Annotated in this window: 13 protein-coding genes; 5 read left to right on the top strand and 8 right to left on the bottom strand. The window is 58.2% G+C overall.

The window, feature by feature from the left end; all coding sequences use genetic code 11:
- Nucleotides 1-50: 50 nt before the first annotated feature.
- The 4 genes from ACR3EM_RS19680 to ACR3EM_RS19665 are packed head-to-tail and all read right to left on the bottom strand — an operon-like array spanning nt 51 to nt 4,302.
- The gene (locus tag ACR3EM_RS19680; RefSeq protein ID WP_480472325.1) at nt 51-929 is read right to left on the bottom strand and encodes a class I SAM-dependent methyltransferase; all 879 of its coding nucleotides are present in this window, start codon (nt 927-929) and stop codon (nt 51-53) included.
- A 58-nt stretch (nt 930-987) separates the two neighbouring features.
- Entirely contained in the window at nt 988-1,830 is an 843-nt protein-coding gene (locus ACR3EM_RS19675) for a CpsD/CapB family tyrosine-protein kinase (protein WP_480472324.1), read from the bottom strand.
- A gap of 13 nt (nt 1,831-1,843) precedes the next feature.
- Nucleotides 1,844-3,400, bottom strand: coding sequence for a GumC family protein (locus tag ACR3EM_RS19670; RefSeq protein WP_480472323.1), 1,557 nt, complete (start codon nt 3,398-3,400; stop codon nt 1,844-1,846).
- Nucleotides 3,400-4,302, bottom strand: coding sequence for an ExeA family protein (locus tag ACR3EM_RS19665; protein WP_480472322.1), 903 nt, complete (start codon nt 4,300-4,302; stop codon nt 3,400-3,402). Before ACR3EM_RS19665 ends, ACR3EM_RS19670 begins: the two co-directional genes overlap by 1 nt.
- Before the next feature lie 468 nt (nt 4,303-4,770).
- On the opposite strand from ACR3EM_RS19665, the gene ACR3EM_RS19660 reads away from it, so the two are divergent.
- The 5 genes from ACR3EM_RS19660 (at nt 4,771) to ACR3EM_RS19640 (ending at nt 19,344) form a co-directional block, all read left to right on the top strand.
- Complete coding sequence (locus tag ACR3EM_RS19660) at nt 4,771-6,126, top strand: oligosaccharide flippase family protein (protein WP_480472321.1); 1,356 nt, start codon at nt 4,771-4,773, stop codon at nt 6,124-6,126.
- A gap of 522 nt (nt 6,127-6,648) precedes the next feature.
- Nucleotides 6,649-13,071, top strand: coding sequence for a type I polyketide synthase (locus tag ACR3EM_RS19655; protein WP_480472320.1), 6,423 nt, complete (start codon nt 6,649-6,651; stop codon nt 13,069-13,071).
- The gene (locus ACR3EM_RS19650; protein ID WP_480472319.1) at nt 13,050-14,060 is read left to right on the top strand and encodes a glycosyltransferase family 2 protein; all 1,011 of its coding nucleotides are present in this window, start codon (nt 13,050-13,052) and stop codon (nt 14,058-14,060) included. The genes ACR3EM_RS19655 and ACR3EM_RS19650 overlap by 22 nt, the downstream gene beginning before the upstream one ends.
- A 2-nt stretch (nt 14,061-14,062) precedes the next feature.
- Nucleotides 14,063-18,688, top strand: a complete 4,626-nt coding sequence (locus ACR3EM_RS19645; RefSeq protein WP_480472318.1) for a MupA/Atu3671 family FMN-dependent luciferase-like monooxygenase — start codon at nt 14,063-14,065, stop codon at nt 18,686-18,688.
- Nucleotides 18,685-19,344, top strand: coding sequence for a 4'-phosphopantetheinyl transferase family protein (locus tag ACR3EM_RS19640; protein WP_480472317.1), 660 nt, complete (start codon nt 18,685-18,687; stop codon nt 19,342-19,344). The genes ACR3EM_RS19645 and ACR3EM_RS19640 overlap by 4 nt, the downstream gene beginning before the upstream one ends.
- 95 nt (nt 19,345-19,439) lie before the next feature.
- Here ACR3EM_RS19640 and nadC read toward each other — a convergent pair whose 3' ends face one another.
- From nadC to ACR3EM_RS19620, 4 genes are all read right to left on the bottom strand, one after another.
- On the bottom strand, nt 19,440-20,300 hold the full coding sequence (gene nadC / locus ACR3EM_RS19635) for a carboxylating nicotinate-nucleotide diphosphorylase (RefSeq protein ID WP_480472316.1): 861 nt from the start codon (nt 20,298-20,300) through the stop codon (nt 19,440-19,442).
- Between the two features lie 12 nt (nt 20,301-20,312).
- Complete coding sequence (locus ACR3EM_RS19630) at nt 20,313-21,851, bottom strand: L-aspartate oxidase (protein ID WP_480472315.1); 1,539 nt, start codon at nt 21,849-21,851, stop codon at nt 20,313-20,315.
- Nucleotides 21,848-22,819, bottom strand: a complete 972-nt coding sequence (gene nadA / locus ACR3EM_RS19625) for a quinolinate synthase NadA (RefSeq protein ID WP_480472314.1) — start codon at nt 22,817-22,819, stop codon at nt 21,848-21,850. The genes ACR3EM_RS19630 and nadA overlap by 4 nt, the downstream gene beginning before the upstream one ends.
- A 77-nt stretch (nt 22,820-22,896) precedes the next feature.
- A complete protein-coding gene (locus ACR3EM_RS19620; RefSeq protein ID WP_480472313.1) occupies nt 22,897-23,778 on the bottom strand; it encodes an NUDIX hydrolase in 882 nt (293 codons plus the stop codon).
- Between the last annotated feature and the right edge of the window lie 385 nt (nt 23,779-24,163).

The raw sequence follows: 24,163 nt of genomic DNA, 5'->3' as shown, positions 1-24,163 counted from the left end.
GATCTTCTTTTTGCAACACTGTGGAGATTACACCATCACTGTTGCTGAATTTATTGCTCCGAAATGTAATGAAAACAGGTCTCACCCTCCACCCTGCATGATGGTGATGCCTCCTTCAATCCGACTGACGACAGCCATCGCTGCATCGCCCGGCGACTGGGATAAATCGGTCGCGAGGTCGAGAATTCGCCGCGCGGTACAAGGAGGCGCTTTCCCATAGTCATGTAATTAAGTGTATTCACCACGGTGATAACATAAGCCTTTGCCTGACCCATGCCGCGCAGAAGGTCCGGTAGGTTTTCTTGGCAATATACACCAAGCGTTCCCCCAATGATGATCAATTCACCTCCTGGCCGCAGGACACGCTTGATCTCACTCAGAGCAGGGTGAATATCAAAATATTGATGCGTCGAAACGCACAGAACCAAATCTGCGTGGTCGTCGGCGAACGGTATTTGCTCTGCCTGACCATCATGAACTGTGGCTATTGGCAGACCTTCGCGTTCCGAGAAAATCGCACCCATCTGGCGATAGGCCGCAACCGGTTCGATCCCGAATGCCCCAGCGCCAACAGCCGACAGAGACAACAGGTTGGCACCCATCCCCGAGCCAATCTCCATCACGTTGCGATCGCGAAAGTATTCTGCCGTCAAATGTGGCGCGAACCCCTCAAAGGGTAAGGCCTTGTTCCGATCCAGCCAGAACGCATACTCGCGACATGAATCCGATGCCAAACGGCCCATAGTCGTCAAGCTACCTGACGATGCATCAAGCCACTCAAGTTCCTCGGCAACGCGAACTGCATCAGACAGCTCTGAATCCGGTTCGGCCATCAGGCTTTTCTGCAGCATGAGCTGGATCAGCTTATCTGAGTCCTTACCCAACAACTGGGCCCGAATGCGGTGCAAATGATCATCGGACCACATCATCAGGCTTCTACCTCCTGGCTTACCACGCCGCGTTTCCGGATTGGATCTGACGTCACTCTCAGTAGCCGTAGGTATAGGGCTTTTCCAGATAGCGGCACTTGTTCAGCACCACACCCAGAAGATTGCTTTTTTCGCGAATCTCATGTTCGCATTTCTTCATCTCTTCGACCGTAGAAGTCTCAGCTGCTGCGACCAGTAGCACACAATCGATCTGGTCCAAAAAGGCGTTTGTGTCATCGCATGTCAGCAGAGGTGCCGTATCAAAGATCATGACATCCGGATTATAGCGCGCCTCGAGCCCGTCAATCACCCGCGCCGCATCCTTGCCTTGCAGCAGTTCAGATGGGTCCTGCGCAGGGCTACGATTGGTGGCGAAGGCCAGCTTGTTCTTATAGCAGAACATATGCTCTTCAGGATCTGACGTACCTGCCAAGGCCAGAGCAAAAGCATGTTTCTCAGGCAGATTAAGCATCTTTTCAATGGACGGTCTGCGCAGATCGAGATCGATCAACATTGTTCGCATATCGCGCTGTCGGGCCAACCCGAATGCCAGATTGAGGCTCAATGTTGACTTACCGCAAGCGCTGCCAGGTGAGGTGATCGCAACGCGACGCCAACCGTTTTTGCGCATTTCATGAAGCAGTTTGGTTCTCATGCCGTCGAATACACTGGAATCATCGCCCGGCTGATCCGTGACGACGCGGGCGCGTCTCAAGGCTTTGGCACTGAATTCCTGCCGGGGCAAATCGGCCCAAGCCTTGTCGGTATCCTTGACAGGGTTGGGTTCGGCAATCTCGCTTTGGGGAACCGCGACATTCACGGGCTCGGCGGTTGCGACATCAGACAACGTCTTTTCGCGCGCCGCCCTGGCTTTTTGAATTGCGGATTGAATGCGTTCCATAATAAATACCTTTTCAGCCGTTGCCGGACTGTTCGGATGCTGCACCGATGCCCAATTTGTCAGTTACAATCGATATGATCTGATCCAGCGGCTCATAGTCTATCTGCATCAGGTAGATCAGCAGACAACCCCCAATAACAGGCACCAGAACGGTCACCGCGATCACACCTTTACGCATCGCGACCTGTTCGTTTGTCTTGATATATGGAACTGAACCAAAGACGGGTCCGCCGAGCTTTGCCTCCAACTCCTTTGGCCGTCGTATCGTGTTGTTGAGCACTTCCAGCAGAAGGAACAATGCGGCAGCCGAGCCGATACCGGCCACCAGCCCCAGGAAGGCGATCAGTTTGCGGTTCGGGTCAGCCGGATGCAATGGGATCGTAGCCAATTCGGTTACAGTTATGCGCTGCCCCTGCGACTGGGCTTCAATCTGGTCGCCTGTTCTGGCCTCGGCAAGGCTGGCTGTAGCCTGAGCGTATTGATCCCGCAGGTTGTCATAGTCACGTTCAAGCGTTCCAAGTGTAATCGCGTTTCTTGGTGTCGCTTCGATCGAAACCGCCAGTTTTTCGATATCTTGTTCATTGATGGCGCGTTCTTGTTCGATAAACGCAATTTGCCCGTCGATATCCGAAAGCTGCAATTCGAACGCCGTAATGTTTGGAGCCGTCTCAGTCCCAAGTCCCAGCTGAATATTGGCTGCTTCTAATGCGGCAATCTGGGCATCAAGAGATTTGATCCGAGGATGGTCATCCGAATAAATGGTACGTGCCGAAGCCCGCTGATCCTGAAGCTGCCGCAACTGACGCTGCTCGGGAGTCAAACTTTCACCCAGTATATCCGGACGGCCCGTGCGCTCATAGACCTCAACCAAACGCGCCCTGCGATCTCTGAGGCCCGACAATTCCCGATCCAGCTGAAGCACGCGCGCTTGAAGCGATGATTGACGGTTACGTCGATATTCCAGATTTTCCGGCAAGGCGTCCTTGTGGGTTTCCTGATACTCGAGAATGCGCGCGCCCTGCTCGCCCAACTCCTTATCCAATCGCGCGACTTCGCTCACAAAAAACGCCAGCGTCTGACTGGTTGCACTGGTACGCATCTCGATGTTCTGCTCAAGAATCTGGTCGACCAGCTCATTGGTGACGACCGCAGAAATCTCACCGGTTGGCGCAGCGAAGGAAACCCGAACAAAGGAAGCACGATTGTTGAAATCGAACAGAGGAAGATCAATGGTGATGCGTTCGATCATGTCGGCGACGATTACATCATCTGGCAGGTCGGGTTGATCAGCGTGGACTCCGAATTTGTCCGACAATTCCAGCAATTTCGAACGCGTCAGGAGACGCTGCTGGATCACTTCAAGGATTTCAATTCCGCTCGCCTGAACGGTAGAGGAAGCGAGCTCACCGGGGATTTGCGGCGATTCAACAACCAGGCGCGCCTGTGCGCGATAAACCGGCGGCAAGGTGAACGCCAGCACGAGACCAGCGACCGTGCAGCCAATCACTATCAAAGCCAGATAGGGAAAGCGCCGAAAGAAAAGCGACAAATAAAACCGAAACTCACTCATCATAGCTGAAAGTCGCCTGTTTGCTCTGGTTGGCGCGCTGCGAAAAAGGCACCGTCATCCAGAACCTTCTGCACAGTGTGCCCAATGATACTCTTGTTGCCGCGTGTGAACGCGTAAACCATCGATAGATCGCACAATTGGTTGACCAGCCGCGGGACGCCTCCGGTGGCTTCATGTACCAGATCAGTGGCCGCCCGGCTGAACAGATTGCGCTTGGCACCCGCTATCGCCAGCCGATGCCCAACATATTTTCGAACCGTTTTGGAATCCATCGCCGTCAAATGAAAGCTCGAAGCCACCCGCTGGGCAAACTGACGCATCTCGGGACGTCGGATCATATCCAGAAGTTCCGGCTGCCCAACCAGAACCAATTGCAACAACTCATCTTTGTTCGAGTTGATATTGGTGAACATTCGAAGCTCTTCCAGCGACTCGACACTCAAATTCTGAGCCTCGTCGAAAATCAGGATCACACGGCGCCCGCTTGCGTACTGATCAATCAGATAGGCCTGAAAAGCCGCGAAGAGGTCGACATACGTACCCCCGGCAGGCGCAGGTTGGTCCAGTGACATAAGAACCCAACGCAAAAGCTCACCCCGGTCACCATGCGCATTGGAAATCAATCCGATCTTGACGTCATCACCCACCGACTTGAGTAGATGGTGCACAAGCGTCGTTTTGCCCGAGCCTACCTCGCCCGTAATCAGGGTTATCGGCGCGCGAGTCAAAATTCCGTATTCCAGCATGGTAAACGCACGTTGATGAGACGCAGACCAGAACATGAACTCGGGATCAGGCACGAGCGAAAACGGCCGCTCGGTCAACCCGAAGTGGTCCGTGTAAATATCCAATGAGCTGCCGGTCGTATGATTACCGGACGTATGGCCAGTACGTATGTTCAACGTGATCACTCTTTCACTTACGGCGTAGACACAAACTAAAACACCGCTTGCACCATGTTACACCAAAAAACGGCGAGTTTGAGGCATCTTCTTCCAGATTCGCTATCTCGTTGCTATGTTCTAAGTCACAATAACTCGGCCTAATGATTGGCCTCGGTGATTACGCTGCTGAAATAAAGTTAGAAGCCGCAATTCCACTTCCTTGGATGAAGCGGACTAAACCCTGGTCATGGTCATATTTTGAACACTCAATACGTAACACTATTTAGCGGCGCATTCGAGTTCGCCAGCACGCTCTCCCATACCGAGTCCACTAATGATACACAACTGGCCCCACGATTGTTCAAGAATCGCAAGATCATCAAAAAAATGCCAGATTGATATTTTAAGGGTAGTTTCGAGCAAAAAAATTGCTAAGCGAGTTGAAATCTATTCGTACAGTAGTGTTCAGGTTATATTAGGTTCAATATGTTAACGCGATACAAGCAAGGGCTCTTCAGTGAGGGTCTGAATGCGCGAGCATTGCGCAGTTCTTTGTGGACGTTATTTTCATTCGGAGGCACTCAGGCAGTTCGGCTTGCGTCGAACCTGATCCTGACACGCCTACTTTTCCCCGAAGCTTTCGGCATAATGGCACTGATTGTCGCAGTGATGATTGGTCTATCCATGGTGTCGGACGCGGGGATCAGCCCTTCAATCCAACAAAATAAGCGCGGCGACGACCCGGATTTTCTGAATACAGCTTGGACTATGCAGGTCGCTCGCGGTGCGATTTTGTGGCTGGCAAGCTGCGCGCTCGCCTACCCACTAGCAAAGTTTTACAATGAACCCGCGCTCGCACTGATGCTACCGGTCGCGGGACTCTCATTGTTAATCGATGGGCTTAAACCCACGACCGTGGAAACCGCAGGTCGCCACCTGATGATCGGTCGGGTCATGCTGCTGGACTTCCTCGGCCAGACCATCGGCGTTATCGTAATGGTTGTTCTGGCGCTGGTGTTCCAGTCAATCTGGGTTCTTGTCGTCGGCATAATCGTCGCCAGCGCCTCTAAGGTCACACTTTATACCCTATTCCTTGTCGGCGAGCGCAATCATTTCCGCTGGGAAAATCAATCGGTTAGCGAGCTCTTTCACTTTGGAAAATGGATCTATGTGAGTACGATTGCTGGTTTCATCGCCACTCAGGGTGATCGTATCATTCTCGGGAAGTTTCTGACCATCGAAATGCTCGGTCTGTACAGTATCGGCTTCTTCATCGCCAGCTTCCCGTTTCTTCTGGGAGACGCGATACTGGGGCGTATTTTGATCCCACTGTACCGCGAAAAGCCGCCATCAGAATCAGCCCAAAACTTTCGCGAGCTGCGAAAAATGCGCTTCTTGGTCACTGGCGCGCTCCTAAGCATAACTCTGATCCTCGCTATGCTGGCACCGATCATCGTTTCGTTTCTATATGACCCCCGGTACTCCCATGCTGGCGGTATCGCCACGCTTATTGCGGTCGCAATGACTCCACTCGTGATTCTTCAGACCTATGACCGGGTAGCTCTGGCAGCTGGCGATTCCCGTGGTTTCTGCCTGTATGTCGTCGCAAGATCGACCACACAGATCACGTTCTTTCTTGTCGGCGTAAGCCAGTTTGGAATTATCGGCGCGTTGGCGGGACAATTTATCGCCAATATTGCCGTTTCTCCGATGTTGGCCCTGCTGGCGCGACGGCACAAAGCATGGGACCCACTACATGACGTGGTCTTTGGCGTTATCGGGATTGGCCTTGGCCTATGCGCCGTCTGGCTGAACGCAGACGCGATAGCCAAGCTTCTCTAAAAACCTAGATCGTTGGGTTGAGCTCGCGACACTCTTTTTTCCGCGTTGCCATGAAGGGTTTTTCGGCAGTCGAAAACATCAGCGCAGAAAACCCTATGGGCAGAACGGCAGCCAGCGCCAGAAACGGCGAGCTTCCGAATGTGCCGGTCTGGTTATAGGCGAGCGCTTCATGCAATGTCGTCTTGACTCAATGCAGGTCGCGAAACATGTCGCCATCAGCAGGTTTTTAAGCGGGGCACTCACCAAAAAGGCCTCGACAATCTGTGGTCAATTGGAAAACTGTTTCCTATATAGGCACCTGCTGGTTGACAGATTGGGAAAGCTTGAAGAAACCGCCGGATTGGCCATATTTCAGGCTATTTCGTTCGCTAAGCTGGGATTATTGGTTCAGCTTCAGATCTGGGAAGGGCTAACTGATCGGAAACCACCGCAAGTTCCGTGATACTGTTCATAGATATCCAGGCAACAAGTGCATTATGCGGTACAGGAATTAATACGTTCAAAGGTTACTCGGTTAAGGTTATGGACGGTTCAAAAGTGAATAACTCAGCCAGAGATGGTGATATCGCGATCGTTGGCATGGCGGCGCATTTGCCCGGCGCCGACTCGATTGAAACATTCTGGTCTAATCTGCGCGGCGGCATTGAATCGATACAGCGCCTGAGCGAGGAAGACCTTTTGGCCTCGGGCGAGGCACCTCATCTTCTGAAACGGCCTGACTATGTGCCTTTTGCCGCACCGCTCGACGGGTTCGATCGGTTTGATGCCGAGTTCTTTGGCCTCTCGCCCAAGGAAGCCGCCATCATGGACCCGCAACACCGGCAGCTGCTGGAATGCGCATGGGAAGCTTTGGAGAACGCAGGCCACCCGCCCGAGACCTTTCCCGGACCCATCGGTGTGTTCGCGGGCTGCGGAATGGGCAGCTATTTCTATTTCAACGTCTGCTCAAACCCGGATCTGGTCGATGATGTGGGTATGTTCCTGTTGCGCCATACCGGCAATGACAAGGATTTCCTGTCCACCCGTGTCAGTCATGTGCTGGACCTGAAGGGGCCCAGCGTCAATGTGCAAACCGCATGCTCAACCTCGTTGGTTGCGGCGCATTATGCCGTGCAGGCGCTGATGACCGGCGAATGCGATATGGCGCTGGCGGGCGGTGTCACCATAGAACTGCCTCAGAACCGAGGATACATCTATAAAGAGGGCGAGGTGCTGTCGCCCGACGGCCAATGCCATGCATTCGATCACCGTGCGCAGGGAACCGTCTTTGGTTCGGGCGCTGGTGTCGTTGTGCTGCGCAGATTGGCGGATGCGCTGGAGGACGGGGACCATATCTGGGCCGTCATCCGCGGTACGGCGATCAACAATGACGGGGCCGCCAAGGCTGGTTATCTCGCACCCTCGGTCGACGGCCAATCCGCCGCGATTTCCGAGGCCCATATGATGGCGGACGTGACCGCCGACACGATCGACTATGTCGAGTGCCATGGCACGGGCACCTATCTGGGCGACCCGATCGAAGTGGCGGCGCTGACCAAAGCGTTCTCGGAAACCACGCAGGAAACCGGGTTCTGCCGTCTGGGGTCGGTGAAGACCAATATCGGCCACCTCGATACAGCCGCCGGTGTGGCCAGCCTGATCAAGGCGTCACTGTCGTTGCATCACCGTCAGTTGCCGCCCAGCCTTGGTTATGAAAAGCCCAACCCGGCAATTGATTTTGAAACCAGCCCCTTCCGCGTCAACGACACGCTGACTGACTGGGTGCCGCAGAAAGGCCCGCGCCGGGCCGGTGTGAACTCGTTGGGTGTTGGGGGCACCAACGCGCATGCGATCTTACAGGAGGCACCGGTACGGCAGGAGTCTGATCCTTCGGACTGGCCGTTCCAGTTGCTGACCGTCTCGGCCCGCAGCAAGAAGGCGCTGGATCAGGGGGCCGAAGCGCTGGCTGCGCATTTGCGCGCGAACCCCGGTCAAAACCTCGCAGATGTGGCTTGGACTCTGAAACAGGGTCGGCGCGCGTTTGAAAAACGCCGGGTTGTGGTGGCTGAAACGCACGAACAAGCCGCAGCGATTCTGGAAGAAAACGACCCGCGTCGCGTGTTCACTCATACGGTGATCTCGGACAACCCCGACCATGTATTCATGTTCCCCGGCGGCGGGGCGCAATACGCGGGCATGGCGCGCGATCTCTATGAGACCGAACCGGTCTTTGCCGACTGGATGGACAAGGGTCTGGATATCCTTCAGCCCAAGCTTGACTACGACATCCGCGCCATCTGGCTGCCCGAGCCGGATCAGATGGCCGAGGCGGATGAGCGGTTGAAGACCCCTTCGGTGCAACTGCCACTGATCATGATCACCGAATACGCGCTTGCGCAGCTTTGGATGTCATGGGGCGTGGAACCGGCGGCCCTTGTGGGTCATTCGATGGGAGAGAACACGGCGGCCTGTGTCGCAGGCGTGATGTCGTTTGAGGATTGCATCGGGCTGGTCCATCTGCGCGGCAAGCTGTTCGATACGGTGCCTGCGGGCGGGATGCTCAGCGTGCCGCTGCCAGCGGATGAGCTGCGCCCGCTGCTAGGGGATGACCTTGATCTGGGTGCGGTGAATGCGCCGGGCCTGACAGTCGCCACCGGCCCACAAGCCGCACTGGATGACCTGCAGCAGAGACTGGCGAAACAGGATGTCGACTGTCAGCGCATCCCGATCGATATCGCCGCCCATTCGCGGATGCTGGAACCGATCCTGAAGGATTTCGGTGATTATCTGCGGTCGATCAAGCTCAACGCACCACAGATTCCCTTCCCTTCGAACCGCAGCGGCACCTGGATCACCGAAACCGAGGCTACCGATCCCGAATACTGGGTCGGTCACTTGCGCGGCACCGTCCATTTTGCTGATTGCATCGGCACTCTGGCTGAAAACCCTGAGCGTATCTTTATCGAGGTTGGCCCTGGCAAAGCGCTGGCCTCTCTAACAGGACAGCATGACAAGGTTGACGCCAATCAAGTGATCGGCAGCCTGCGCCACCCGGATGATAGCGTCGCTGATGACGCCTATTTCATGGCGATGCTGGGCCGTGTCTGGGCGCTTGGCGGAACGTTTGATTGGGCACAAATCTGGGGCGAGGCACGGCGCAACCGGGTGCCGCTGCCGACCTATCGGTTCCAGCGCTCTCCCTATTTCATCGAGCCGGGCAAGGTGCAGTCTGACAGCGCGCAAAAATGGCTGATGCGGACCGAAAACCCCGAAGACTGGGGCTATCGCGTGGCATGGTCGCCCAAATATGCCGAATGTGATGTGGATGTCTCGGGCGATCTGTCGGATAGCACACAGGAAAACTGGCTGATCTTCGCGGATGAGGCCGGGCTGTGCGGCGGGTTGGCCGAACGCCTGCGCAAAGCCGGACATACGGTGACCCTCGTCACCGCCGGCGATGCGTTTGCACGCATTGATGCTGATACCTATCGACTTGCCCCCGAACGCGGGCGCGAAGGGTATCAGGCGCTGCTTGCCGATCTGGCAGCTAATGACCGCGTTCCCGACCGGATCGTGCACGGCTGGCTGCTGACACAGGACGAGAGCTTCCGTCCCGGCAGCAGCTTCTTCCATCGCAATCTTGAGCAGGGCTTTTTCAGCCTGTTCTTCCTTGCGCAGGCCATCGGGGAAGAGGACCTCTCGGGCCCGATGCATATCAGCATCCTAAGCTCTGGCGCGTTTCAGGTCCGGGACGAAGGCCTGCCCCATCCCGAAAAGGCCACGCTGACTGGCCCTGCCCGCGTGATCCCCCGCGAATATCCGGGTATCACCTGCGGGGTTTTGGACATCGACCTGCCGCAGCAAAACGGCAAACGCAAAGCTCCTGCCCCGTCGCCCGAACTGGCCGGTCAGGTACTCGAAGACCTGCTGGCCACTCCCGGAAATTGGACGGCTGCCCTGCGCGGCGGCAAGCGGATGGATCAGCAATACCGTACTCAAACCCTGCCCGATCCGATGCCTCAGGATCTGCCACTGCGCGATGGCGGCACCTATCTGATCACCGGCGGTTTTGGCGGCATTGGTCTGACGCTGGCCGAGTCGCTCATTAATCGCTGCAAGGCAAATATCGTTCTGGTTTCGCGCGGCGCGCTGCCGCCTCGTGACCAGTGGCCCCGCATCCTGCAAAACAGCGCGCCACAAGATGGCACAGCCCGCCGTATCCGCGCGATTGAGGCGTTGGAGGCTGCTGGCGGCAAAGTCCTGTCGATCAGCGCCGATGTCTCGAATGTCGAAGATATGCGTGCAGCAATCGATCAGGTGACAGCCGAGTTTGGCCAGATCAATGGCGTCATCCACGCAGCCGGTCTGATCGACGACGCCCCCATCATGACCAAGTCCATGATGGAGATCGAAGACGTCTTTACCCCAAAACTCCACGGCACGCAGGTCATAGACCAGTTGTTCCCTGATGGCACACTTGACTGGTTGGTGCTGTTCTCCTCGACCTCGACAGCGACTGCCTCGATTGGTCAGGTCGATTACGTGGCGGCGAATGAATACCTTAACGCTTACGCACGCGCACGCTCCGGGGACAAAACGCAAGTGCTGGCGATCAACTGGGGCATCTGGTCCGATGTCGGCATGGCTGCCGATGCGATGGAGGCGCGCACCGGCGGCACCCCACCCCCTACCGAGCCTGCATCTGTTCCGATGCTGGATGAGGCCACATTCGATCCCTCGGGCAACCGGCTCTTCACTGCGACCTATTCTGCCAAAGACCGCTGGTTCCTGAACGATCACCGCACCAAGGCAGGTGACGCGCTGATCCCCGGCACCGGCTATCTTGAGCTGGCGGCCGAAGCGATGGACGCGCAGGGTGAGATCACTCCGTTTGAGATCAGGGATCTGTACTTCCTGCGCCCGCTCGCGGTTTCCGATAGCAAAGATCAGCAGATTAAGCTGCGCCTGCCGCGCAGTGATGTCGGTTATGATCTGATCGTCGAAAGCGCTGCCGAAGGTGACGGCTTTGAAATGAACGCGCAGGCCAGCCTGTCTCTGCTGCCGCTACCCACGCCCGATCCTATCGATATCGCCGCGATTGCCGCGCGCTGCTCCGATCCGCGGCAAGCGCCCGAAGGTGGGCGCCTGCGGTCCAGCCAAGAGGCGCATCTGGCCTTTGGTCCGCGTTGGCGTGTTTTGACCTCGACCGCGCTTGGACAGAGTGAGGGGATTGCACATCTGGCCCTGACGGATGATCTGCGCAGCGATCTTGATACAGGGTATCGCCTGCATCCCGGCCTGATGGATCTGGCAACCGGTTGGGCCATGGCGCTGATCGAAGGCTATGAGCCGACCCACCTGTGGGTGCCTGTTTCATACCGATCAGTCCGTGTTCACCGACCCTTGCCTGCGGAAATCGTCAGTTGGGTGCGCAATGCGGGCGATAACCGGGCTGATGGTGAAACCGCCAGTTTCGACGTCACGATCACTGCCCCAGACGGCACCGTCTGCGTTGAGGTCGAGGGCTTTTCGATCCGCCGCATGGAAGAGGCCGCCGGTTTTGCTGCGTCCGAGGCTCCGACCGCGCAGACAAGCGAATTGGACACTCCGGCCCCGCTGTCGCCAGCCGAGGAACGTCTGCGCCACAACCTGTCGCAGGGTATTCTGGCCAGCGAAGGGGCCGATCTGTTCTTCCGGGCGCTGGCAGCAAAGCAATCGCAGGTCATCCTGTCCTCGCTTGATCTGAATGGCCTTGTGGCGCAGGCGGGTGAAAGCAATGCCGATGCCGCCGGGTCGGAACAGAAGTTTGAACGGCCCGAGCTAGACTCGGATTACGTGGCCCCTGAAAATGATATCGAAATCCGGCTGGCCGGCTTCTGGCAGGAACTGCTGGGCGTCGATCAGATCGGGGTCGAAGACAGTTTCTTCGATCTTGGCGGCCATTCTTTGATCGCCGTGCGTCTCTTCGCGCAAATCCGAAAAATCTACAACGTGGATTTCCCGATCTCGGTCCTCTTCGAAGCTCCGACAATCCGCAAATGTGCGGAACTGATCGCCGCACGCGGTGTTCCGACCGAAGGAGGTGGTGGCGAAGCACCAGCGGCTGCCCCGGCCACTCCGGAACGGAGGTTCACTCATCTTGTGCCGATGCACACCGGCGAGGGCGGACCAAAGACGCCGTTCTTCCTTGTCGCAGGTATGTTCGGCAACGTGCTGAACCTGCGTCACCTGGCGCATCTGATCGGCACCGACCGGCCCTTCTATGGTCTACAGGCGCGTGGACTGTTCGGGGATGAAGACCCCCATCGCGACCTGTGCGAGGCCGCGCGTGATTATATTGCCGAGATGCGGCAGGTTCAGCCAAAAGGACCGTACATGCTGGGCGGCTTCTCGGGCGGTGGCATCACAGCCTATGAGATCGCGCAGCAATTGACCGCGGCGGGCGAAGAAGTCAGCGCGCTGGTAATGCTCGACACCCCGCTGCCGGTGCGGCCCTCAATCAGCAAACGCGACCGGATCATGATCCAGCTTCTGGAACTGCGCGAACGCGGCCCAAGCTACCCTGTTGAATGGGCCAAGAACCGCATCGCGTGGGAGATGGAGAAACGCAAATCTGATGAAGAACCGGAAGCCGAAGGCCAGCAATTCCACAACGCTGCCATAGAAGAGGCGTTTCTGGAAAGCGTTGGCTCTTATCCGCTGAAACCGTGGTCCGGCCCGCTAACCTTATTCCGTCCACCGCTGGTGGCGAAATGGAAGGTGGCCCCGGATCGCCTGATCAACCACGAACGCGACTACATCACCCCGGACAATGACTGGACCCCATGGGCTCCGAAAATCGAGGTGTTCGAGGTGCCCGGAGACCATGACTCGATGGTACTGGAACCAAATGTACGCGTTCTGGCCTCACGTATGAAACGATGCCTGGATGAGGCGGAGAGAAAATGTCTGACCCCAGCCTCCTGACCGTTCTGCTGAATTACAAAACCGCGGAAATGACCCTGCGCGCGGCCGAAGCCGTGCGTACCGCGATGGAAGGTATCAAGGGTGAGATCATTATCGTCGACAACGACTCGCAGGATGGGTCTTACGAGACGATTCTGACCCATGTGACTGAACAAGGCTGGGACAAGGACGGGCAGGTTCGGGTGATCCAATCCGGCCATAATGGCGGCTTCGGTGCTGGCAACAATGTGGGCATCCGCGCTGGGCTAAGCGACGGATCGCGGCCCGATTATTGCTATATCGTCAACTCGGATGCCTTCCCTGCGCCGGATGCAATCCGCATCCTGCTGAGCCATCTTGAAACCACGCCCGAGGCCGGGCTCGCGGGCAGCTATATCTACGGCGACGATGGAGAGCCGCATCTGACCAGCTTCCGCTTTCCTTCGATCGCCAGCGAGTTTGAGGGCTCGATCAATTTCGGGCCCGTCAGCAAGCTGCTGGGCCACAGGGCCGTTCCCATCCCGATCCCGACGGAAACGCAGCCTGTGGACTGGCTGGCCGGGGCCAGCCTGATGATGCGTGACAGCGTGTTGGCCAAGATCGGACTGTTTGACGAAACCTTCTTTCTTTATTTTGAGGAAACCGACCTTTGCCGTCGGGCCGCCCTTGCCGGGTATCGCACCGATTATGTGCGCAACAGTGAGGTCATGCATATCGGCTCGGCCTCGACGGGTATGAAAACGTGGAGGCGCGTGCCCGGATACTGGTACGATTCAAGGCTGCACTATTTTGTCAAAAACCACGGCGCGCTTTACGCGGCTGGTGCCACTCTGGCCCATCTTGCAGGTGGGTTCCTGCATTGGCTACGGTGCCTGATCACCCGCAAGGAACGCGGCGTTTCACCCTATTTTCTGCTGACCCTACTCTGGCATGATACCCGTGCGCTATTTCGCGCGGCGCTGGGCCGTAACAGGAAGGTCGGCGCCCCAGAACCTGTTGTTGGAGAGTAATGATGTCGTTTACCACGCTTTTGATCGGCCACGAATCCCTTGTGATTCAATGTGGAACCATGCTGCGCGAGGCGGGTCACGGCATTCAGGGCGTAGTGACCCGAAACGACGACGTTCGCGCATGGGCTGAGGCTGAGGGCCTACCCGTTCATGCCCCTGGTAAAGATTTGCAGGACCGGCTGGGTGAGACCTCATTCGACTGGTTACTCAGCATTGCCAATCTGGATCTTCTGCCGCAATCGCTGCTGGATCGAGCGGGCAAAGGCGCGGTCAACTTTCACGACGGCCCATTGCCGCGTTATGCAGGGCTGAACGCTCCGGTATGGTCGATTTTGAACGGCGAGACCCGGCACGGCATCACATGGCACATGATTTCAGGTGGCGTGGACGAAGGCGACATTATCGCCCAGCGCATGTTCGATATCGACACCAATGAGACGGCGCTGACGCTGAACACCAAATGCTATGCCGCTGCGATCGACAGCTTTCCCGAAGTGATTGGGACACTGGCAAGTGACCATCCCACGCTGACCAAACAGGACCTGAGCCTGCGCAGCTATTTTGCCAAAGACGCGCGCCCTTCGGCAGCAGGACGGCTGGATTTCATCAAATCGGCACAAGAAGTTGCGACATTGGTCCGTGCGCTGGATCACGGCGAATACTGGAACCCGCTGAGTTGCGCCAAGCTGGAACGCGGCGGTCGCATCTGGCTGGTTGGCAAGGCTGACGTGGCTGAGGCCGATGCCATCGAAACCCCCGGCACCATCCTGTCGCGCACCGAAGACAGCCTGACCATCGCCACCGCTGACGGCGCGGTCGCGCTGAGTGGATTCCGCGATTGCTTTGGTGCGACCGTTTCGGCTGATACGGTCACGAATGGCAGCAAAGCCCTAGCGTCTCCCTCGGTTGAAGAGGCTGAAGCGTTGAGCAAAGAGCTGACCTCGACGCTCGCCTCGGAGCCCGCGTGGCGGGCCGATCTGGAGCAGCTCAGCCATCCCGACATTCCGATGATCGACGCCTCCGCCGCGTCAGGCGCGCCGCGAATGCAAACGCTGCACGTCCCCGCAGGCGTGACCGAAGCGCAGATCAACGGCGCGCTGGCCGCGTTGTTCTGCCGTCTGGCCGACAGCGATACGCTCGATCTGGCGCAACAGATGCCGGGCGACAGCACCCATCTGTCGCCTTGGGTTCCGGTGCGGTTCAGCACGGGCAGCAGCTTTGCCGCCTCTTGCGCCAAATTCGATGCCGAGCGCGCCAACGCTCAGGTGCGCGGGCCGTTTGCCTGTGATCTGCCCGCCCGTGTCCCGGCACCGGTTCAGACGCCGCAGATCGGCATCACCAACTCCGTCGCTTCGGGGCTGGTTCCCGGGACCAGTCTGACTCTGACACAAAACGGAGATCAGGTGATCCTGATCGCCGACGGTGGTCAAGTGAACGAGACCTCGCAACGCCTGTTCTCGGCCCGTCTGGAAAGCTTACTAGCCGCGCTGGCCGAACCTGGCATGGCCGAGCGCCCCGTCGCCGACCTGCCCATTCTGCCCGATCCCGAGCGGCAGCAGATCGTTCTGGACTGGAACGCGACCGCAACCGACTACGACCAGACCTCATGCGTGCATCATTTGTTCGAGGCGCAGGCCACGCGCACCCCTGACGCCGAAGCGCTGGTTTTTGAGAACACGGTCTACAGCTATGCCGATCTGAACGCCGCCGCGAACCGCGTGGCGCATGTGTTGCGAGATATGGGGGTCAAACCCGGAGTTCTGGTTGGCGTGCATACACGCCGCTCCCCCGCTCTGCTGATCGGCGCGCTGGCTGTCCTGAAAGCGGGCGGGGCTTACGTTCCCGTCGACCCGACCTATCCAGCAGATCGCGTCGCACTTTATCTGGAAGACAGCGGAGCGGCCGTTGTCGTCACCGATTCAAGCCTTGCCGGTGATCTGCCCCCGCATAGCGCACAGGTTCTGGAACTGGACAGCGATCCCCGCGTTGCCGCTGCCGGAATAGAGAATATCGACAGCGGAGTCAGCGCCGATGATCTTGCCTATCTGATCTATACGTCCGGTTCGACAGGGCGGCCCAAAGGCGTGATGATCGAACATCGCAATGTGGCTAACTTTTTCACCGGCATGGACGGGCGCATCCGTCATAACCCCCCCGGCGTGTGGCTGGCCGTCACCAGCCTGTCCTTTGATATCTCGGTTCTGGAGCTGTTCTGGACGCTGGCGCGTGGGTTCAAGATCGTTCTCAGCGACGACGAAAACCGCACACTGGTTGCAGGCGACGCGGATTATTCCAAGGCCATCACGGGCCGCGGGATGGAGTTTAGCCTGTTCTATTGGGGCAATGATGACGGCGTCGGGCGCGACAAGTACAAACTGCTGCTAGAAGGCGCGCAGTTTGCCGATCAGAACGGTTTCTGCGCTGTCTGGACGCCCGAGCGCCATTTCCACGCTTTCGGTGGCCCCTACCCCAACCCGTCCGTGACCGGTGCCGCCGTGGCTGCCGTCACGCAGAATATCAGTGTGCGCGCAGGCAGCTGCGTGGCACCCCTGCACCACACCGCCCGGATTGCCGAAGAATGGGCCGTGATCGATAACCTGACCAACGGGCGCGCCGGGCTTGCCATTGCGTCGGGCTGGCAGCCCGATGATTTCGTCCTGCGCCCCGAAAACACTCCGCCCAACAACAAGCCTGCGATGTTGGAATCCATTGCCACCCTGCGCCAGCTTTGGGCCGGGGAAACGGTCGAGTTCCCTACCAAGTCCGGCGACATGCACGGCGTCGTCACCCAACCGCGCCCGGTGTCGAAGATCCTTCCGATCTGGGTCACCACAGCGGGCAACCCCGATACGTGGCGCGAGGCAGGCGCCATTGGCGCCAATGTTCTGACCCACCTTCTGGGCCAAAGCATCGAAGAGGTGTCGGAGAAGATCGGCATCTACCATGAGGCGCTGCGCGAGGCCGGGTACGACCCGAAAGACTTCAAAGTCACCCTGATGCTGCACACGTTCGTCGGCGAAGACCGCGAAGCGGTGCGAGAGGTCGCGCGCGAGCCGATGAAGGATTACCTGCGCGCAGCTGCTGGCCTGATCAAACAATACGCGTGGGCTTTCCCTGCGTTCAAGAAACCCAAAGGGGTAACCAACCCGTTCCAACTGGACCTTGGCAGCCTCTCCGAGGATGAGCTGGAAGGCATTCTGGACTTCGCCTTCCAGCGCTATTTCGAAGATTCCGGCCTGTTCGGCACGATTGAGGATTGTTTGCAACGGGTCGAGGAACTCAAGCGCATCGGCGTCGATGAGATCACATGCCTGATCGACTATGGCATCCCAGTCCCTCAAGTGCTGGACGGTTTGCGCCCACTGGCCGAGGTCCTGCGGCTGGCAAATCTGGAAACCGCGCTGGACGATAACGACTATTCCATCGCTGCGCAAATCATCCGCCATAAGGTCACGCATATGCAATGCACCCCCTCGATGGCGCAGATGCTGGTAATGAATGACGAGGCGCGCTATGCGCTGGGTCAGTTGAAACATATGATGGTCGGCGGTGAAGCCTTGCCCGGCGCGTTGGTGTCAGAGCTGAACAAGATCACGCAGGCGCAGATACAGAACATGTATGGCCCGACCGAAACCACCATATGGTCCACCACCGAAATGGCAGAACCTGTTGCCGGTGTGGTCAATGTCGGTACCCCGATTGCGAACACTCAGGTTTACGTTCTGAACGACGCCATGGACCCGGTTCCGATCGGCTCGGCCGGAGAGCTTTACATCGGTGGTGCCGGTGTTGCGCGTGGTTATTGGCAACGCGAAGATTTGACGGCCGAACGGTTCGTGCCGGACCCATTCTCGGGCCTGCCCGGCGCGCGGCTCTATCGCACGGGCGATCTGGTTCGCTGGCGCGCCGATGGCAAATTGGACTTCCTGGGCCGTGCCGACCATCAGGTCAAGCTGCGCGGCTATCGCATCGAACTGGGCGAAATCGAAAGCTTGCTGGACGCCTGCCCGGGCATTCGCCAAACGGTCGTCATCGCCCGCGAAGATACGCCTTCGGTGGTTCAACTGGTCGCTTATCTGATCACCGATGCACCCATTGTGGAAACGGCGTTGAAAGAAGCACTTTCTGCGCAACTGCCGGATTTCATGGTCCCGGCGCATTTTGTGACGCTGGAGCAGTTCCCGCTAACGCCGAACAAGAAGATCGACCGCAAGGCCCTTCCCGCCCCGGCGCCACGACGGGTCAGCAGCCCCGTGGGCGCGGCTCAGCCCGCAGCAAGTGGCAGCAATCAGCAAAAAATCGCTGCGATCTGGGAACGTATTCTGGGCGTCACCGGTGTGACCGGGCGGGACAGCTTCTTTGATCTGGGCGGGCACTCGTTGCTGGCGGTTCAGGCGCATCGCGAGATCCGAACCGAGCTGGACGTGCCATCGCTCAGCATTACCGACATCTTCCGCTGCCCCACCCTATCCGCGCTTGCTGACGTCGTGGATCAGAAAACCGAAGGCACCGCCCCGGCAGAAAATGCGGAAGAGGTTGCCGCGGCCAAGGCAGAACGCGCTGCTGAGCGCAGCGATGCGATGGCCCGTCGTCGACAGATGCGATCCCGGCGCCAAACATCGGTATGATCGACCCGGATGCGATCATCGCCCCCCTGCGCCGGATTCTCGGTGCAGGTGTGGGGATCGCTGTCACCGACCCAGCCGTCTCAATCGGGCAGCTGTTGCCGGAGGAAGAACCCACAATCGCCCGCGCCGTAAAGGCCCGTCGAGTTGAGTTCACTGCCGGGCGCGTGGCAGCCCGGCAAGCCCTGGATCAGATCGGCCAACCTGCCGTGGCCATCCCCAGCGCACCTGACCGCAGCCCGATCTGGCCGCCGGGCATTATCGGTTCAATCACCCATTGCGCCGATCTTTGCATCGCCCTCGTCACCCGACCTCAGATTGCGCAGGGTATCGGCGTGGATGTCGAACCCAACACCCCTCTGGATCGTGAGATGCTCGATATCATCTGTACGCCCGCCGAACTATCTTGGCTGGCAGCTCAGCCAGCGGTCGAACAGAACCTGCGCGGCATAGAGATATTCTGCGCCAAAGAAAGTGCCTATAAGGCGGTCTATCCGTTGATGGGCAAAGTTCTTGCGTTTACCGATATGCGGCTCACCTTCGACCCCGACGGCACGCATTTTACCGCCATGATACCTGGCGCACCCGTCATCGAGGGCTCATTGATACGCCTGCCGCAGCACATCATCTGTGTATCGAAGGTGCCACCCGTGATCTAGGCGGGACGGGTTCAGCGATAATGATGCCCTGCCTGCAATCGGTCCGCAATCTGCAGCGATCCCTAAATTCAACGGCGCCTACGCCTGCGGAAACGTCAGCGACGCTTCGCGACGAAATCGAGACCGATGTCCAGGCAAGGCGCGCTATGAGTGATCCAACCCATTGAAATAAGATCGACCCCGGTTTCCGCCACGGCCCGCACGCTGTCAGGGGTGATCCCACCCGAGGCTTCGGCGATGGCTCGCCCGTCGATCATCTCCACCGCACTGCGCAGGGTTGCCGGATTCATGTTGTCGAGAAGCACCGCATCGGCACCGATCTCCAGCACTTGGGCCAGTTGCTCCAGCGTATCGACCTCGATCTCGATCTTGACCATATGGCCCACCGTATGCCTCGCTCTGGTCAGGGCCGGGCCAACGCCCCCGGCAATGGCGATGTGATTGTCCTTGATCAGCACTGCGTCACTCAGGGAGTAGCGGTGGTTCATGCCACCGCCTGCACGCACCGCATATTTTTCAAGCGCGCGCAGACCGGGGGTGGTCTTGCGGGTGCAGGCGATGGCGGCATGTGTACCTTCGATGCGGTGCACCAGATCGGCGGTTACGCTGGCGATACCCGACAGGTGTCCCATGAAGTTGAGTGCGGTGCGCTCGGCGATCAGAAGGCTGCGCGATGGACCTTCGAACGTGGCGATGATCGTGCCCGGCGCGACGGGGTCGCCGTCCTCGACATGGCGGGTCATTGTGATAGCCGGATCAACCAGTGAGCAGGCAAGCTCTGCGCAATCCAATCCGGCAATGCATCCGGATTGCCGCACCCGGGCCACAACCTCCGAGAAATGATCATCCGGAATAACAGCGGTCGAAGTGATATCACCAGCCAGGCCCAGATCCTCATCCAGCGCGCGGCGGATCATTGGTTCAAGCATCAGCCGGGGCAACGGTGCAAGGGGCATGTGGGTCATGGTTCAGGCAGTCCTTGGCAAGGGGTGTTCGCTGACCGAGTTGGCACGGGCCAAAACCTCGGTCAATGTCATCAAGTTTGATTGCGCTGCAGTTGCTGGTTCGGGGAAATCACTGCGATAATGCCCGCCGCGCGATTCACAGCGTCGTTCGGCGAAAACCGCAATTGAAAGCGCGACGAGAGCTGCATCAGAGGCGCGTCCGCCCGCATGAACCAGCGGCAACAAGTCCGAGATGGCACGACGCAGCCCCACCCCGTTACGGATCACGCCCAGATGTTGCGAAGCCAGAGGCTGCACCGAGTTGAGATCTGTCCTAGGCAACCTCTCAGGTTCGGGCGCAGTCAGAAGGGTTTGCATCTCTCGCCCGACAATGCTGCGCGCAGCGCGACGCCCCATCACCACCGCCTCCAGCAGTGAGTTGCTGGCGAGGCGATTGGCACCATGCAAGCCCGTGGCCGCGCATTCGCCAATAGCCCAGAGGCCCGGCAGCGTACTGCACCCGCCCTCGTCGACAGCAATACCGCCCATATGGTAGTGCGCTGCCGGTCGTATCGGGATCGGTTCGCGCACGGGGTCTATACCATGGGCGGCGCACAGGGCGTGAATGCTGGGGAAACGCTGTGCAAAACCAGAGCCAAGCGTTGCACGCGCATCGAGAAACGCCTTTCCACCTTCCGAAATCACCCGATGCACGGCACGGGCAACCACGTCACGTGGGGCCAGTTCCGCATCCGGAGTATGCGCCATGAAGCGCGTGCCAGTCTGGTCGATCAGTGTGGCACCCTCACCTCGCACGGCTTCGCTGATCAAAGCCAAGGGTGTTCGCACGCTATCGAGTGCAGTGGGGTGAAACTGCACGAATTCCATATCCCGCAAAGCCGCTCCCGCACGTGCGGCCATCACGACGCCCTGACCGATATTGCCCGAAGGGTTGGTGCTGGCGTCAAACAGACCGCCACAGCCACCAGTTGCCATGATGACCTGAGCGGTGCGCAGAACCTCGGCATGATCACCATTTTGCAGATGAATGCCGCTGACGCGCCCGTCGGTTGTCATCAACCGCCGGACCTCGACACCGGTCAGGCAGGTGATCGACGGAGATCGTCGCACGGCACGCGTCAGGGCTGACGTGATTTCGGCTCCGGTGCGGTCGCCGCCAACATGCAGGATGCGGCGGCGCGAATGTGCTGCCTCTCGCCCAAATGCAAAGGCGCCGTCTGCGGCTCTGTCGAAGCGAACGCCATGGTTCTCCAATACGGCGATCGCCTCCCTCGCTTCCGACAGGATGCCGGAGACGACAGTTTGGTCACATAGACCGTCCCCGGCTCGCAAGGTATCGGACAGGTGTAATGCAGGATCGTCGTCCGACGCCAAGGCGGCAGCAATCCCCCCTTGCGCCCAAGCGCTGCTACATTCCTGCCCCAACCCATCGCGGGTGATCAGCACCACCGGTTGCGGTGCCAATTCCAGCGCGGCCATCAGCCCGGCGATGCCGCCACCGACGATGGCGGTTCGGCCATGAAGCCCTTCCAGCCGGATCATTTCACCGCCAGCATCCGTTCTACCGAGCGGCGCGCATCATTGGCGATTGCCGGATCAACGGTGACCTCGTGACGCCCAAACTCCAGCGCCTCGCGGATGTTGCGCAGGCTGATGCGCTTCATATGCGGGCACAGGTTGCAGGGACGCACAAACTCCACATCCGGGTGGTTCAGCGCCACATTGTCACTCATGGAGCATTCGGTCAGCAGACAAACCCGCGCCGGTTTCTTGTCGCCGACGAAATCCGACATTACCGCGGTAGAGCCCGAGAAATCCGCCTCGGCCACCACATCGGGCGGACATTCGGGATGGGCCAATACGGTGACGCCTGGCCACGCCTCGCGCATCGTGCGTACGTCTTCCGGGGTGAACAACTCGTGCACTTCGCAATGTCCGTGCCAGGCGATCAGTTCTACATCGGTTTCTTTGGCGACGTTTCTGGCAAGATATTCGTCCGGTATCATCAGCACGCGCGGCACCCCGAGGGATTCCACCACTTTCACCGCATTGCCCGAAGTACAGCAGATATCCGATGCTGCCTTCACAGCTGCCGACGTGTTGACATAGGTGATCACGGGCACACCGGGATGAGCTTCACGCAACAGGGCAATATCCTCGGGCGTGATCGAATCCGCCAATGAACAACCCGCACCCGTATCCGGGATCAGCACCGTTTTTTCAGGGTTTAGTAACTTGGCGGTTTCAGCCATGAAATGCACGCCCGCCAGCACGATAACATCGGCGTCGACCTCGACGGCTTCGCGCGCAAGGGCAAGGCTATCGCCTACGATATCAGCCACACCGTGGAAGATTTCCGGTGTTTGGTAGTTGTGGGCGAGGATAACCGCATTCTTCTCGCGCTTGAGTTCGAGGATGGCTTCCAGATCCTCTTCAAACAGCATCCATTCAGGTGGCGGAATGATCTGCTTGACCCGGTCATATAGCTCCGGAAGATGGAAATCTTTCATTGGCTTCTCCATTTATACTCGATTCGAGTACATCGAAGCTGTGATTATTCTCGATTCGAGATTATGTCAAGCAAGGCTCACGACCTTGAGAGCGGTAACCTTGCTGCTGATAACATACGAGCTTCGAGAATAGCTGGCCGATAGCGGAACAGACGCGCCGGTCGCCCGCCGGTACCGCTGGACATTTCACCGGTCTCTTCAACCAGCTCCTGCTGGTCGATCTGGCGGCGAAAATTCGGTTTGTGCAGGTGCAGACCTGACAGCGCTTCGACCGTGCGTTGCAGCTGCAACAATGTGAAGCTCTCAGGCATGAGCTCGAACACGACCGGAGAATACTTGATCTTGGCCCGCAGGCGCGAGATGCCGGTGGCGAGGATGCGACGGTTGTCGCCTGCCATGGGACGACCGAACTCTGCACCATCGACCAATCCGGCCTCGTACATCAATTCGTAACGCTGCAACGCCAGTTCTTCGTTCCAGGTCTTGCCATTAAGACCAAAAAGATAATCGACGCGCTGTATCAGCAATGGATCACTGCCCGCCCATTCGGTCAGACGCCGGGTGATATGCGGCAATACCTCGGGACTGCGATCACGGTGATCCTCCCAGGGGAAATACTGATACCAACTACGCCAGGCCGGACGTCCCGCACCGGCGGCGTCCTGCTCTCGCACCAAACCGAGATAGCTGATCGATATGCGCTGCGAAACATCGGCAGTGTCAGAACGCGGATCACGGTCCTTGTCGGCAAAAGTGTAGAGTTGTTCAAGATAGCCCACCGGATGACCAGTCTGCGCCTCAATCCAGGCGCGCAAACCACTCTGAAGGCTGCGATGCGAAGACTCGAAGGGACCAGACGGCAGCGCCTCGCCACCGCGCAACGTCATGACGCGTGGCTGATTGTCAGTCACGGCGGTCAGGATGGCGATCAGTTCTGCTGGGGCTAGTCCGCTGGGCAAGAAGATACCTGTATGTTGAATATCGCTGGGCGCTGGTCTTAAGATTACTTTCTAGCTTGTATCTCAAGCCTTTGCTTGCGGAAATGCCAAAGCGGATCGGCCTCTTTGTTTGAAGCGTGTTTAACGGGTTTTGTTGATCGTTTTCCACAAACCCTGAGCAGGTTTTTTTCTACAATGCGCGATGATCACCGAAGTAGATTCGTAGCTGCAGCACCAACCAAACCTAAGCCCTCAGATTCGATTGCTTATAAATGCCTACCGAAACGACCGAGGCTGTTTACGATCTGGCTGTATGCGAAATACCGGTACACAACGCCATCGGATCAGCAAAGCAGTCAGCCCCCAATTCAGCGATTTCGCAATCCAATTACGATTACCACTAAAG

Source organism: Ruegeria sp. AH3, from assembly GCF_056536265.1.
This window is presented reverse-complemented; position numbering and strand designations above follow the sequence as displayed.